Origin of the sequence: Chryseobacterium bernardetii (assembly GCF_003815975.1) — a bacterium.
In the GTDB taxonomy this organism is placed as follows: domain Bacteria; phylum Bacteroidota; class Bacteroidia; order Flavobacteriales; family Weeksellaceae; genus Chryseobacterium; species Chryseobacterium bernardetii.
The window spans coordinates 1,616,422-1,630,294 of record NZ_CP033932.1 but is presented as its reverse complement, the minus strand read 5'-3'; the positions used below and the strand labels follow the sequence as shown (position 1 = coordinate 1,630,294).

12 protein-coding genes and 1 riboswitch are annotated in these 13,873 nt (G+C 37.2%); all 12 genes read right to left on the bottom strand.

Features of this window, described 5'->3' with window-relative positions:
- Window position 1: 1 nt before the first annotated feature.
- Entirely contained in the window at window positions 2-1,138 is a 1,137-nt protein-coding gene (locus EG339_RS07465) for a YncE family protein (RefSeq protein ID WP_123869664.1), read from the bottom strand.
- Window positions 1,135-3,177, bottom strand: coding sequence for a TonB-dependent receptor plug domain-containing protein (locus EG339_RS07460; protein ID WP_123869663.1), 2,043 nt, complete (start codon window positions 3,175-3,177; stop codon window positions 1,135-1,137). The genes EG339_RS07465 and EG339_RS07460 overlap by 4 nt, the downstream gene beginning before the upstream one ends.
- Before the next feature lie 112 nt (window positions 3,178-3,289).
- Window positions 3,290-3,476: riboswitch (cobalamin riboswitch) on the bottom strand.
- A gap of 125 nt (window positions 3,477-3,601) precedes the next feature.
- A complete protein-coding gene (locus EG339_RS07455) occupies window positions 3,602-4,621 on the bottom strand; it encodes a cytochrome-c peroxidase (RefSeq protein ID WP_123869662.1) in 1,020 nt (339 codons plus the stop codon).
- A 16-nt stretch (window positions 4,622-4,637) separates the two neighbouring features.
- The gene (locus EG339_RS07450) at window positions 4,638-5,504 is read right to left on the bottom strand and encodes an MbnP family protein (RefSeq protein ID WP_123869661.1); all 867 of its coding nucleotides are present in this window, start codon (window positions 5,502-5,504) and stop codon (window positions 4,638-4,640) included.
- A 40-nt stretch (window positions 5,505-5,544) separates the two neighbouring features.
- Entirely contained in the window at window positions 5,545-7,524 is a 1,980-nt protein-coding gene (locus tag EG339_RS07445; RefSeq protein WP_123869660.1) for a TonB-dependent receptor plug domain-containing protein, read from the bottom strand.
- 4 nt (window positions 7,525-7,528) lie between these two features.
- On the bottom strand, window positions 7,529-8,452 hold the full coding sequence (locus EG339_RS07440) for a hypothetical protein (RefSeq protein ID WP_123869659.1): 924 nt from the start codon (window positions 8,450-8,452) through the stop codon (window positions 7,529-7,531).
- A 251-nt stretch (window positions 8,453-8,703) separates the two neighbouring features.
- Window positions 8,704-9,075: a hypothetical protein gene (locus EG339_RS07435; RefSeq protein WP_123869658.1), complete on the bottom strand. Its 372-nt coding sequence runs from the start codon at window positions 9,073-9,075 to the stop codon at window positions 8,704-8,706.
- A gap of 3 nt (window positions 9,076-9,078) precedes the next feature.
- Window positions 9,079-9,753 (bottom strand): superoxide dismutase, encoded by a 675-nt coding sequence (locus tag EG339_RS07430; RefSeq protein ID WP_123869657.1) that lies wholly within the window; start codon window positions 9,751-9,753, stop codon window positions 9,079-9,081.
- A gap of 123 nt (window positions 9,754-9,876) precedes the next feature.
- Window positions 9,877-10,554: an SCO family protein gene (locus EG339_RS07425; protein ID WP_123869656.1), complete on the bottom strand. Its 678-nt coding sequence runs from the start codon at window positions 10,552-10,554 to the stop codon at window positions 9,877-9,879.
- The gene (locus EG339_RS07420; RefSeq protein ID WP_123869655.1) at window positions 10,541-10,813 is read right to left on the bottom strand and encodes a YHS domain-containing protein; all 273 of its coding nucleotides are present in this window, start codon (window positions 10,811-10,813) and stop codon (window positions 10,541-10,543) included. Before EG339_RS07420 ends, EG339_RS07425 begins: the two co-directional genes overlap by 14 nt.
- Window positions 10,814-10,995: 182 nt before the next feature.
- Complete coding sequence (locus tag EG339_RS07415) at window positions 10,996-11,352, bottom strand: hypothetical protein (protein ID WP_228459722.1); 357 nt, start codon at window positions 11,350-11,352, stop codon at window positions 10,996-10,998.
- Window positions 11,353-11,857: 505 nt separating this feature from the next.
- A complete protein-coding gene (locus EG339_RS07410) occupies window positions 11,858-13,849 on the bottom strand; it encodes a heavy metal translocating P-type ATPase (RefSeq protein ID WP_123869653.1) in 1,992 nt (663 codons plus the stop codon).
- Window positions 13,850-13,873: the final 24 nt, after the last annotated feature.

The window sequence follows — 13,873 nt, the reverse complement described above, 5'->3', positions numbered from 1 at the left end:
TTTAGTTGTATAAAAAAGCGAAGTGGGCAGGGATATTTCCTCCTTCTGTTTTCCATTTAAAATGTCCGCTTTTATCAAAGCAGTATACAAATCCCATGGATACATAGTTTCGGGCATCTGTAATATAAATGTCTTCTGTTACAGGGTTTACAGCAATCCCGTATGGTGTTTTAATAATATCTTCATATTCCTTATCAATAATCCTGTTGGAAATAACCTGCTCTGTCTTTACATCTATAATTCCATAAGTCTTTACGTAGGAATGGGTATTGTAGTTGAATTCGTTTCCGTAGTAATACAGTTTATCATTCACGATGGTCATTTCACTCACTGCAATATGAAAATCTTTTTTAATGGCTCCTGTAGCGGCATCCACCAGATATAAATTGGAAGGAACGTTATAGTAATCTCCTCTTGAGGTTACATACAAATCTCCGTAATTGTCCTTTTTAAGACGGTGAAGGTTGATGGCGACATCAATTTTTTTCTTTTCTGTAAAAGTGTTCAGATCAATTACTGAAACGGTTCTGTCATAATCCGGAACCATATAACCTCCGGAATTGGCTACAAACAGCTGATTTCCTACAACTTCCATTTCTTCAGGCTGATATCCTACGGTTACGTCTCTTTTGATAGACAGGGATAGGGTATCTATTTCCACTACTTTTCCTTTGGGAGCCAATGGATTGATGTCTACAGGGCCGGCATAGCTGCTGGCATAAGCATTTCCATCCTTAAAGGTTAAATATCTGCAGTTTTGTAAATAAATGGATTTGATATGCTTGGCTGTTTTCGCTTCCAGCACTTCAATAGTATTGGAAACATTCACTACAATGTACATTTTGCTTCCATAGATTTTGATATCGTTTCCAACATCTCCCAGCTCTTTCAAAACGTTCGGATTGATTTCGGAATAGATATTTCTGAAATAGGTTCCTTTGGTATAATCAAAGAAATCAAGGGTACATTTATTACTTCCCATATTCCCTTCATTCAGTACATAAAATCCTTTTATGGTTGTTTTTTCAACAGGGTTAAGCCCCTCCACTACTTCCATGGGAATAACCGTATCATCTGTACGGCAGGAAATAAGAAAAATAAATACAAAAAATAAAAAACACAGGTTTAGCTTCTTCATAGTGTAAAGTTTAAAGTGAGTCTGAAATTTCTTCCCGGCATGGGATAGTTGAGTACAACATCATAATATTGATTAAAAACGTTGTTCATTTCAAGGTTTATTTTAAAAGGATGCCCGGCAAGGCTTAGTTTTCTCTGAACAGAAAGGTCGTGGGTATACCAGGGTTGAATATAATTATAGCGGATATTATCCTGCTGTCCATCATATCTTTCACCCACATAGATTGTACTGTAATTAAAGCTCCAGTCTTTGTAATCTGCCATCAGGGTAAAAGATCCGCTGTGCTTTGGTGTATAAGGAATTTGCTCTCCATAATAGGTTTCTTTAAATCCTTTAGTGATTGTTTTATCTTGGGCACTCTGGTAAGTATAAGCCAATAATGGCCTAAGTTTCACCTTCCCAAGCATTAATTCTGTTTGAAGATTTACGTCTGCTCCCATAATTTCAACTTTCCCAAGATTAAGCATCATCCAGCGGAACATATTGGTTGTTGGGATGGCCACAATCTTATCTGTCACTTTGTTATAATACCCATCTACTTTTGCATAGATTCCTTTGATTAAAGACTTATCATATTTTTTCTGATAGGTAAAACCTACATCATACTGGTGGGTAAATTCCGGATTCAGAAAAGTATTGCCAACACTGGTATAATACAGGTCATTAAAAGTGGGTAACCTGAAAATGTTTTTATAGAAAGCTCTAAGGGTAAGTTCAGGGATTGAAGCCGGCTGATAGCTCATGAAGAAAGCGGGTGTCCATTCTCTTCTGTCATCAGGTTTGAAATTCATTTTGACCTTTTCTGAAGTAAATGTACCTAACAGGCTTCCTAAGAATTTAAATCTGTTCCACTGATAGGTAGTAGCCAATGCAACCAGGGTTGTGTAACGGGTAGGATAAGAAAAGTTTTTCAAGTCAGCATCCAGGTTATTGTACTGGAAATCTCCACTTACACTCACATCCCAATTGGAATTTACTGAATATATATTGGAAGAAGAAAGATAAACTTCCCTTTGGATATAAGTATTTTTTGCTTGATACTGGGCCTGAGACCTTACCGTATCATTAAAATAAGTGTAGTCATAAGCAAACTTAGCCTTCAGCTGTGTTTCAAACTTAGGAAACAGTTTTTTTCTGAAATTGACCTGTACAAAATAATTTTCATCCAGCATTCTCGCCCCTCTTGCTTTAAAACGGTTTTTCACAATAGGTGCCGGAATACCACGGTTTGAAATATAACCATAACCGCGGATGTTCCAGCTTCCGTTGTTCAGAGTTCCATTGACAGATGTTTCAAAACGTTTTGCTTTAATATCGGAATCATATCTTTTGGAAATGGTATCAGAAGCGGTTGCACCATTGGGATATTTTCTGCTATAACGAAATTTGTAAAGACCATCACTTTGGAGAAATTCTGCACTGACACTTGCTGCAATTCTTTTGGAAATCTTCTGTTCTAACCGGAAAGAAGGATTAAATAAATCAATGGAAGCACTTTTGGCTCTTATGGTAAGATTGGTTTTCCTGTTTCCTGCGAATACTGGTGTTTTGGGCTGTAAATAGATTGATCCTGATGATCCGAAGTCTTTCGCAGGTTGGAAAATCTCACTCTTCTGCCCGTTGTACAATGAAATTTCTTCCAGATCATCCAGAGAATATCTTCCCAGGTCTACCTGCCCGTTTTGGGCATTTCCCAATTGAATTCCGTCATAGAAAACGCCTACATGCTGACTGCCCATACTCCGGATATTGACAGTCTTCAAACCACCCATTCCGCCGTAATCCTTGATCTGAACTCCTGAAAAGTACCTCAACGCATCGGCAACGGAGTGGCTATTTAGCCTTTCAAGCTCTTCACCCTGTAAAGTTTGGGCTGGGAGGATTTCTTTAAAGCTCTTTTTGTAGATATTGACCGCCTTTATGGCCTCTCCCTTAATGCTGTCTTTTTTCCGGGTTTGAGAAAACAGGAGTTGTGATGTTAACACACATATTGTGAAAACAACTTTATGAAGTTGAGATGTAGTTAGTTTTGCCACCATTAGCTCATTCAGGGATAATGATGACGCTAATGGATATAAGAAAAGCAATGACTGAGCACAGCATTACTGCACAGAATCATTGTAGTCCTAAGCTTTATTCCACGAAAGCGTCAAACGTTTATATATTCTGGCAGGTCTTCTGACTTACTCCATTTTTGAAATCCTTCCCATTTTTAGAAACAGTGGATCTATTTTTCAAAAACTTTGGTGCGGAGCTTACAGCAGCGGGTCTGTTCCGGATTTCCACCGGATTCCCTTTTAAGAGCTTTTTACGGCTCACCAAATTCCGACAAAGATATAAAATTCCCGCCAGATACAATGTGATGCAGAATAAAATGATTATCAACCAGTAAACATGAAAAATCCCGTTAGAATGTAACGGGATTCAAACAGTCGGTTTTTAATATTCTGTTTTTTAAAGGGATTATTTTTTTACAAAATCCCGGTCACTTAGGGTTTTCATAAATAAGATAAGATTGATCTTTTCCTGCTCTGTGAGAGGAATTCTGTTTCCGTTGTTTTTAAGAACAGGATCAAGGTTATCTGCATCCAGAACACCTTTATCAAAATAATCAAGAACAGCTCTTAGAGAGGGAAACTGTCCGAAGCTTCCATAAGGAGCTGTATATTCTACATTTCTTAACGAGGGAACTCTAAAACTCATATAATCTTCCGGCAAGCCTGTCACTCTTCCGCGTCCGGCTTCATTGGTATTAGAATTTACAGGAAATCCAATATTTCTGAAACTCTGATCAGTAAAAAGCTCTGTACTGTGGCAGCCTGCACATTTCTGCTGAAAGGTCTGATATCCCTGGGCTTCATTCTCTGTAAAAATCACTCCTTCATTTCGCTTTACTTTATCATACTTACTATTGGCAGAAACTAAAGTATATTCATATTGTACAATACTTCTATAAATTCTTTCAGGAGTAATGGCTTCGTCCCCAAATGTTTTTCTGAATAAATCTTTATACATGAGATCATCCTTTATTTTACCAATTACCTCCAAAATAGAAGAACCCATTTCTTCATGAGTGATAATAGGGATCATCGGTTGGCTTTCCAACTGAAGAATATTCCCGTCCCAATTGTAAAACTTCATAAACATCATGTTCTGAACAGCCGGTACATTCCGTAGTCCTACTCTATTCTGAATACCCATTGCCTGAGTGTTATTATCAGCAAAGGCTTTCTCCTGAATATGACAGCTTGAACATGAGACGGTATTATCTGAACTCAACCTTTTGTCATTGAATAATTTTTCCCCCAGCTCTACTCCATATTTTGTAGGTCTATTGGAATTCACAGACTTATTAAGTTCCGGAAATCCCGAAGGAATAGTAAGTGATACTTGTGGATTATCAATTGCTGCAGGCTCATAATGATCGTTGTTACAAGATATCAACAGTATAAAAATCACTAAAATGCTTAGTCCCTTTTCCATTACAGTTGAGATGAATCTAGTTTTCAACACTACTTACAGAAAACATCCCTGAAATATCACTGGAACCGTTTCCGCCCAGGTTATCCACAAACTTTACCATTTGATTGGCTGTATGAATATTCGGAGTGGCATTACCATCTGATCCTGTGCCGGTAACCAATAGAATGGTATTGACCTTACCCGTCAGCAGTTTATCAAAATCTGCCTTAACAGTAATTTTAGGAGTTCTATTATCTACAATTGCATTTTTAGGCAGGTCTAAAGTAACATCCCTGTAGGCATCTACTCCCTGGGTGAAGTTTCCTTCAGATCCTTTGATGGTACTTCCTGTATGGATAGACATCTGTTTGTTATCCGTTCCGTAGAAACCTTCTATTTTGGTAAAACGGTACCCTGCTCCCCATTCCCACATCATTTGCGTATCATTAGCTCCTGCGGTTGCATAGAACTTTGGAAACCTCACCTGATCCAGCACATTCAGATCTCTTTTTACTCCCAATCCGAATTTGATCCTTTTATATTCTCCGGCTGGTATGTTGCTTAAAATATAACGAAGTGTTTCAGGTTTCGACTGGTCTATCACTGCTGCCCCTTGATCCAGATCATTAATTTTATAAGGAATTTCATTACCATCTGCTTTGATCAGACGAATGTTGCTGATTACATACTTCAATTCTGAAAAATGATGAACCTGTCCCTCTGCAGAAATATTTGTGGTGGCAGCAGCAGAACCAGAGCCTCCCAGAACAATGGTTGTATTTTTAAATGTATTATTGAATTCAAGGGTTACATTGTTCGCTACAGGGCTGTCATCACTATTCTGGCAGGAAATTACACCTAATGAAAAAGCGGATAATAGTAGATATTTTTTAAAGTTTTGCATTGTAAAAATTTTAGTATTGTTTTAATTAAAGTTGTTGTTCTTAAAAATTAAATTTTAAAGAAGTATAAATATTACGGCCCATTCTTGGGATATTTCCCCAATCTGCATAGGTGCTGTAATATGTGTTTAACAGGTTTTCTGCGCCTACCTGAAAAACGGTTTTAAGTTTTTTGATGTTGAAAGTATAATTCACAGAGAAATTCCATATTGCATACGCTGGTGTCTGGTCTTCTCCATATTCCGGACTGTAATTACGCTGGATAAAATCTCCGTTTACAGAGGTCTGAACCCCAAAATTCTGATGGGTAAAATGTAGAGAAGTCAAATAGCTCAGGGGACGGATAAAAGGCAGGTTTTTCCCTTTATCATCTCTTCCGCGGGCGTATGTTAAAGTACCTTTCCAATGTAATTCCGGTAAAATGCTGTACCCGGCATTCAAAGCCATATTAAAGAGTATTGCATGATCCAGCGAAGTATACGCCTTCACTCCTACCGATTGGTAATTCATGGGACTTCCCAGGCTTAAGATTTTCCCAATGATGTAATCCTGAATATAGAAATAATTTACTTTGGCTTCAATATTCATTTTTTCATTTTTAAAACCTGCACCGGCATTGGTTTCGTAGGAAATTTCATTTTTTAAATCAGGATTTCCGATGTAATCATATCTGTCAAAGCTGTTGTAGATATAATATCCGTATCCTTCCGAAACCGAAGGTGCCCTGTGCCCATACCCCGTACCTACAGAAAAACTAAAATTGTTCTCCGTAAACTGATATCCTGCATGTAAACCGGGAAGAATCCTTGTTTTTTGCTGAGGTGCTCCCGGATGAAAAATCCAGTTGAACTCTACATATTTGGACTCGTTATAATTTAGCCCTAAAGACACTCCAAAGCTCAACCTGCTTTTATCTGATATCTCCCAGCTATTATTCATTGAAATCCCTGCAAAACGGGTGGTTACCCAGGGCCAGCTGTAAGCAAACATTGTTCTGTTCTTTCTATCCTGTGGATACATCCGCATTTCTGCAATGGACGTGTTATTGTACATATTGAGTTCTATGGCTGAGGTATACTTTTCTTTTTTCAGACTCACTGATGAAACCAATCCATAAGTAGTGCTCCAGCCCGGCATATCCATGTGTACAAGATTTTCAGGACGTTTTGTATCATCCATATAATGCTCTATGGTATTGTAATAGATTTTGGTATCCCAGGATCTGATCAGACTTTCTTTAAACAATTGTCTGTAGGAAGCAGATGTAATCATCGCCCTTGAAAGCCATAAATCCATAGGTAATGCAGGAAACCCTACATTTTTTGCCATATCAAAAATGGCATCTATTCTTACTGAAGATAAAGGACTTGTTTTATAAGCTATTCCAATTCCGGTATTGAATTTATTATATTGTGAATGATTGACCTCTTTGTTATTTCCGTCATCATAATTTCCTGCCTTCCGAAAGGAAATACTTCCATCCACAACGAGTTTCTTCCCGGAATAGGAAATATTTCCAAGATTGAAAAACTGTTTATTGTTGAATTCAAAACCTGTCTGATAAGTGCCATTCCATTTTTTTTCAAGGCCAAAAGGGGTACTTTTTCTTTTCAGATCAATACTTCCGGCTATAGTTGCACCATGTGAGCTTCCTTCCTGGCCTGATTTTATATCAATTGATGAAAGAGTATTGCTCTCCAGATAAGAAGTCACAGGATCCATCTTATCCGTGCAGGCACCAAAAATACGCATTCCATCTATCGTAACAACTGAACGTTCCGTACTCATGTTATTGAGTAAGGGTTCCCATGCATATGCTCCCCGTTTTATAAAACTTATTTTGTCTGAAGAGGCCAGAAATTCGTCCACGGAAACTGACATTTTCATATCCGTTTCCATCTTCTTTTTACTGCCTTTTACTTCTACCTTATCTACAAACGTAATACTGTCTTTTGCTGTTTTCCTGTTTTGGGCATTCATGACAACTCCCCAAAACATCAATATCATTCCGAACTGTTTCATGAAACTAGAATAAGGTGTCAATAAACAATTCACTTTTAGCCCCCGGAACTCCTGGTGTAAAATCAGTAGAAACTTTAGTTCCTTTGATGATCTTTCCATTCTCATTGAGCATAATAAAGTTTAAGGTCCAGTTTCCTGTCATGGTATAGTTGACAATACCATGATATAATCCATCATTTTCCTGTATTAAATCTTTATTATTGGGTGATGAATGATTTCCCATGGATGGTTCCGGCATTCTTGGATCTAATTGCAGCGTATAGCCTTTCACTTCTGAATAGGAAAACTGTGAAGGATCAGGAAAATTTCCTGTAGAAACAGCAGGTTTGTTGTATTTATAAATTCCCGCGACCAGTTTATTTTCTGCTACTTTCGGCTTTTGAGGGGAAATAAGGGCAATGTAATATTGTTCTCCATCATTTCCTGTAAATGAAGTCATATTCAGGTTTTTATTACTCTGCTCATTTACGGTAATATCTTTGCTGAATGTATATGTCTTTTGATTCAACATGAAACTCAAATAAAGTTTCCAGTTCGTTGTAGTATTGCTTTTATCCGTAAATACAGAATACCCTGAATAATATTTCCCATCCGGTTTATAATCCGGAGTGTACTGATAGGGACATGAAGTTTTACTTCCATCAGCCTTCGTCATGACCGGCAAAAAGGTAACCCCGGAAGCATTGATATGTTCGTTTGTCTGGGTATTGGTAATCTTCAATCTGATTTCATTATACCCCTGATAAAATGTTCCGTTTAACGTTTCGATGCTTATTGTATAGCCATCTTTGTTTACAGCAGTGGCTTCTTTAAATTCGTAATTTTCCGGAACGGCTGTGTTGATTTCGCTTTCATAATCAGTTTTGTCCAGGGTGCAGGAAACAGCCATTAACAAGACACTCATTATGAAAATCTGATACATTTTCATTGTTGATTTTTTAGTTGGGTGAATACAATAGAAATACTTTGAATGCCTAAACATTCATTTTTCTACCACAAAAAGCACAAAAGCCCCCTATACCATTTAAGATATTTTAAAGTTATCCACAGAGTGTTGATAAGTACACAAAATATTTGTTTTCAAAGTTTTACAACCTTTCTACACAAGGTTTTTAAGCTTATTTAAACACTTTTAAATAACTTTTATGACTTTGTGGCTAACTTCTATGGGTAAATAGCTTAAAAAACCGGTGGTTTGAAAATGTGTTTCAGAAACAGAAAAGAATAAGCTGTTTCATCAATGGAGTTAGTATGGAAAACGATAATTTTCCCGTTATGAAAGACCTCTGTAATTTCAGGCAGGATATACATATCAAGAATTTTCTGACCTGAATTTTTTATTTTATTGAAAGGAGAAGATTCTGTATCAGCATTGGTTTTTGCCAACTCTTTACTCAGATAGCACTTTCCGTTACAGTGAAGTTCCGGTTTACTTTTGTTGACACAGAGTGTATTAACGATATAATTGTAATTTACAGCATACTCAGCCAGTGGTATCAGAGGTCTGAACACCATATAGCCAATAAAGAGTATGCTGTAAATTATTTTCATGAATTATTTTTTGCTTAAAGCATCATCATATCTTTTGCTCACTTCTTTCCAGTTCAGCACATTCCAGATTGCAGAAAGATAGTCTGCTCTTTTATTCTGGTATTTCAGATAATAGGCATGCTCCCAAACATCAATTCCCAGGATAGGAGTTCCTTTTTCTTCTGCAATGTCCATCAATGGGTTATCCTGATTAGGAGTAGAGGAAACAAAGAGTTTTCCGTTTTTATCCACAGAAAGCCACGCCCAACCTGATCCGAAACGGTCTGCACCAGCTTTACTCATCTTTTCTTTGAAAGCCTCCATACTTCCGAAAGTTTCAGTAATAGCCTTTGCCAGTTTTGCAGAAGGCTGGGTATTTTTCTCCGGAGTAAGGATTGTCCAGAACAACTCGTGGTTGTAATGCCCACCTGCATTATTTCTTACGGCAGGACTTAATTTTGAGGTCTCGGAAAGAATTTTAATCAACGTTTCTTTTTCCTGTGGAGTTCCGGCAATTGCTTTATTCAGGTTGGCTGCATAGGCTGCCCCATGTTTTGAATAATGGATCTCCATTGTCTGGGCATCTATTGAACCTTCCAATGCATTATAAGCATAGGGTAAGGGGGTCTGCTTAAACTGAGCCAGTGTAAACTGAGCCGCGAATACTGCTCCTAGAGCAGCTATTTTCATAATCTTCATAATGTTTTGTTATATGGTTAAACAATATTCTGTTAAAGGATGGAAGCCTGGGGCTGGAAGTAATTAGGTTTTTAACGACAACTATAGAATTACTTTTCAGTATTCCTCTTTTCCTCTTCCTTCCTAGTTTAATAACTTCCTAATATCCTCGATCAGGAGTTCTCTGTCCGGATGGTATTTCCCGTTCAATCTTGGTATTTTTCCTTCCGGATCTTCATAATTCAATCCTGAATAATAAAGAATGGGCATATTTTCTTTATTGTACCTGCAACGAATGTTCCCTTTTTCATCTACAAGGGCAATCATCCCGCTATGATTAAGGCTTTCTGCGTCATCTTCCTTATCTCCTACATAAATATTGAACTGATCCGCAAGTTTGCCGATATAGGACCTGTCACCTGTCAGGAAATGCCAATTGGGAGATTTGGCGCCAATCCTTTGAGCATGTTCCTTCAATGCTTCCGGAGTATCATTTTCAGGATCAATACTGATGGAAATAATACCAAAATCAGGGTTGTTGATCTGATTTTGAATTGCCTTCATATTGGTATTCATTACCGGACAAATGGTGGGACATTTACTGAAGAAAAATTCTACCAGGTACACTTTTCCCAACATATCTTTATTAGTGATTTTTTTACCATTCTGGTCTGTAAGTTCAAAATCAGGAACCTTCATCACTGTATAAAGGCTCTTTTTAAAATAACTCATCCCAATTCCTATCCCTAAGAACAGTAAAGCAAAAACCGCAATAGGAATAATGATCTTACTCTTGTTATTCTGCTGATTATTTTTGGGCATAACTTTCAGGATTTTTTTTGAATTCATCTTTACAATATGAACTGCAGAAGCCATATACCCTGGCTTTGTATACTGCCGTATCTTTTAAGGAACCTGCCGTTTTCATATGGCAGATGGGATCTTCTTCGTTCACTACCTGAACATTTTTTATAGTTTCTCCTGAAGAATCCATATGACTTTTATGTTTTACCTGAGGTTCTTTTGCACAGGAAAACAAGGCAATTGACAGCAAAGCCGTCAAAATAACTGGAGATTTCATCTAATAATAAATTGAAATTAATACTATTGAATACAATTATGGGGCTAAACAGTACATCATTATAACCAAACGATGAGTTGAAATTATATAAAATTCCAATTAACAGAGTTTTCAGGCTAATCTGCGATGCATTGCTTAAATGAATTTTAGCTAAAAACTAAAATTTTAGTTCATTATAAATATTAAACTAAAGGTGGATGGAATATCCTAGAAAAATAGTCTGATGAATGGGAATCGAAATAAGATGAATCCGGAGTTTTATCCCGTAATTCAGTATCTTTTTTATCAGAAAAAGAAAAGATCTCGTGAGAAAGAAAAACATCGAGTCCCGCAATCTTTACTGTCTGTGAACTGTTGGATTGCTTTTCTGTTTTTGCCAGTTCTTTCGCCACATAGCATTTTCCTTTACAGGTAGACTGAGGAATTTCTCTTTTTTCACAAAGGTTTTTCACAATATAATCATAATTTACTGCATAGTTTATCAATGGCAGAACAGGACGTACTGCAACTGTAAAAATGATCAATATGGAAATAAGCAACCTCAACTTTTCAGTTCTGTGTTACAAATATACTACTTCAGAATTGTTTTCTGTCCTATTTATGATGAATGTCATTAATGGTTTGGCTTAGGCGCTTAAGTTTAGCTGGAAATACCCAAAGGCACGAAGAATTTTTAAAAGGGTACGCTTTAGATCCGGGAGCTTTAATATCATTTGGTTTACATTCAACCAAAGATTGTACATATTTCCACAGATAATTGTGGATAACAATCTGTTACCTATAAAATAGCAAAAACTGTATCTGTTATCATCATAAGATTATAGCGAACTTTGATTTCAAGACTTGAATTGATGAAAAGTGAATTTTAATTTCACGGCCTTGTCAAAACAACAAAAATTTAGTTCTTTATAAAAGTTTAATCTTGTCAGGCTCTGTTGTTTTCTCCGACAGAGCTTTTTATTTATTGAGTATCCCAACAAAAAAGACTCCGCTGTAACCAGCAGAGCCTTCATTAATATAATATAGTTGTATGTTTTTCAGGGATTAAAATTTCATTCTCTGAATTCTCACTGCATTTAAAATTGCTAACAAAGCAACTCCTACATCTGCAAATACAGCTTCCCACATTGTTGCCAAGCCTCCTGCACCCAATACAAGAACTACAGCTTTTACAGCGAAAGCAAGGATAATATTCTGCCAAACGATCTTTTTAGTTTGTTTCCCGATATTAATAGCCATCGGGATTTTGCTTGGCTTATCATCCTGGATCACAACATCTGCGGTTTCAATGGTAGCATCACTTCCTAAACCTCCCATCGCTATTCCTACATCACTTAACGCCACTACAGGGGCGTCATTCACCCCATCTCCAACGAAAGCCACGGTCTGATTTCTGGATTTAATTTCTTTTACTTTATTCACTTTATCTTCCGGCAGCAGATCTCCGAATGCATTATCAATGCCCAACTGATCGGCTACATATTTTACTACAGTTCCTTTATCTCCACTCAACATGGTGGCTTTTACACCCATTTTATGGAGATTATCTACCGTTTCTTTGGCGTCTGTTTTGATACTGTCTGCAATGGTAATATAACCTGCGAACTTTTTATCGTACGCTACTGCAATGAGTGTGTATACAATATTGGCGTGGTTGATATCGTAGATTATATTGAATTTATCCATCAGCTTAAAGTTCCCTACCAGAAGCTCTTTTCCATTAACTGTTGCTTTCAGCCCATGGCCTGCAATTTCTTCTACATTTTCCATAGGAACGGAATAATTGATATCTCCTGCATAGTTATGAATGGCTGTGGCCACAGGGTGTGTGCTTTTACTCTCTAACAGGTTAACCAACTGCATGATTTCATCCTTATTAAATTCAGGATTAATGCTTACTTCCTGAACTTTAAAGACTCCTTCGGTCATTGTTCCGGTTTTATCCATCACAACATTATGAATCTCTGCAATACTATCCAGGAAATTACTTCCTTTGAATAAAATTCCGTTTCGGCTGGCAGCTCCAATTCCTCCAAAATATCCTAATGGAATGGAAATTACCAGGGCACAAGGACATGAAATCACAAGGAAGATCAAGGCTCTGTACAACCAATCTCTGAATATATAATCACTCACAAAGAAGTAAGGTAAGAAAGTAATTCCTATGGCCAGAAATACAACAATTGGAGTGTATACTTTTGCAAATTTTCTAATGAATAATTCAGTAGGTGCTTTCTGAGCCGTAGCATTCTGAACCAATTCTAATATTTTACTTAATTTACTGTCTTCATACGCTGTGGTTACTTTCACAAGAGCAATACTGTTCATATTAATCATTCCTGCCCATACTGCTTCGCCTTTATTTTTGGTATCGGGTTTACTTTCACCGGTTAAAGCGGCTGTATTGAATGATGCAGAATCTGAAAGCAGCTCTCCATCAAGGGCTAGTTTTTCACCTGGCTTCAGCTGGATTATATCTCCTATTTTAGTTTCTTTTGCCTTGATGGTTTTAGGCTGGTTATTTTCCATAACCGTTACCTCATCAGGCCGCTGATCTAATAAAGCTTTGATATTTCCTTTAGCTCTGGTTACCGCCATAGATTGGAAAACTTCGCCTACAGCATAAAAAAGCATTACCGCAACACCTTCAGGATATTCTCCGATAGCAAAAGCTCCAATGGTAGCAATACCCATCAGAAAGAATTCTGAAAATACATCGCCTTTGATGATACTTTTATAAGCGTCTTTCAGAACCGGGAAACCTACAGGAATATAAGCTGTCAGGAACCAAACTAAACGCACCCATCCTGTAAACCATGCTGGTTTTATATAATTATCAAAAGTAATTCCTATTAATAAAATAACAAAAGATATAATCGCCGGGAGAAACATCTGAAAGATGCTCTGATCTCCGGTATCATGAGAGTGGTCGTGGCCGTCATGATCGTGATCATGGTTATTCCCATCTCCTGCTGAATGATTATGTTGGTGTCCTTTTACTTCTTTTTCGGGGGTTGTACTACAGCATTTTTCCATAACTGATATTTTTATACAAATTTA

Bases quoted from the DNA above. Each gene is read 5' to 3' on its own strand.
- EG339_RS07465 (WP_123869664.1), bottom strand. From the start codon at position 1,138: ATGAAGAAGCTAAACCTGTGTTTTTTATTTTTTGTATTTATTTTTCTT.
- EG339_RS07455 (WP_123869662.1), bottom strand. From the start codon at position 4,621: ATGGAAAAGGGACTAAGCATTTTAGTGATTTTTATACTGTTGATATCT.
- EG339_RS07460 (WP_123869663.1), bottom strand. From the start codon at position 3,177: ATGGTGGCAAAACTAACTACATCTCAACTTCATAAAGTTGTTTTCACA.
- EG339_RS07440 (WP_123869659.1), bottom strand. From the start codon at position 8,452: ATGAAAATGTATCAGATTTTCATAATGAGTGTCTTGTTAATGGCTGTT.
- EG339_RS07450 (WP_123869661.1), bottom strand. From the start codon at position 5,504: ATGCAAAACTTTAAAAAATATCTACTATTATCCGCTTTTTCATTAGGT.
- EG339_RS07430 (WP_123869657.1), bottom strand. From the start codon at position 9,753: ATGAAGATTATGAAAATAGCTGCTCTAGGAGCAGTATTCGCGGCTCAG.
- EG339_RS07435 (WP_123869658.1), bottom strand. From the start codon at position 9,075: ATGAAAATAATTTACAGCATACTCTTTATTGGCTATATGGTGTTCAGA.
- EG339_RS07410 (WP_123869653.1), bottom strand. From the start codon at position 13,849: ATGGAAAAATGCTGTAGTACAACCCCCGAAAAAGAAGTAAAAGGACAC.
- EG339_RS07425 (WP_123869656.1), bottom strand. From the start codon at position 10,554: ATGCCCAAAAATAATCAGCAGAATAACAAGAGTAAGATCATTATTCCT.
- EG339_RS07445 (WP_123869660.1), bottom strand. From the start codon at position 7,524: ATGAAACAGTTCGGAATGATATTGATGTTTTGGGGAGTTGTCATGAAT.
- EG339_RS07420 (WP_123869655.1), bottom strand. From the start codon at position 10,813: ATGAAATCTCCAGTTATTTTGACGGCTTTGCTGTCAATTGCCTTGTTT.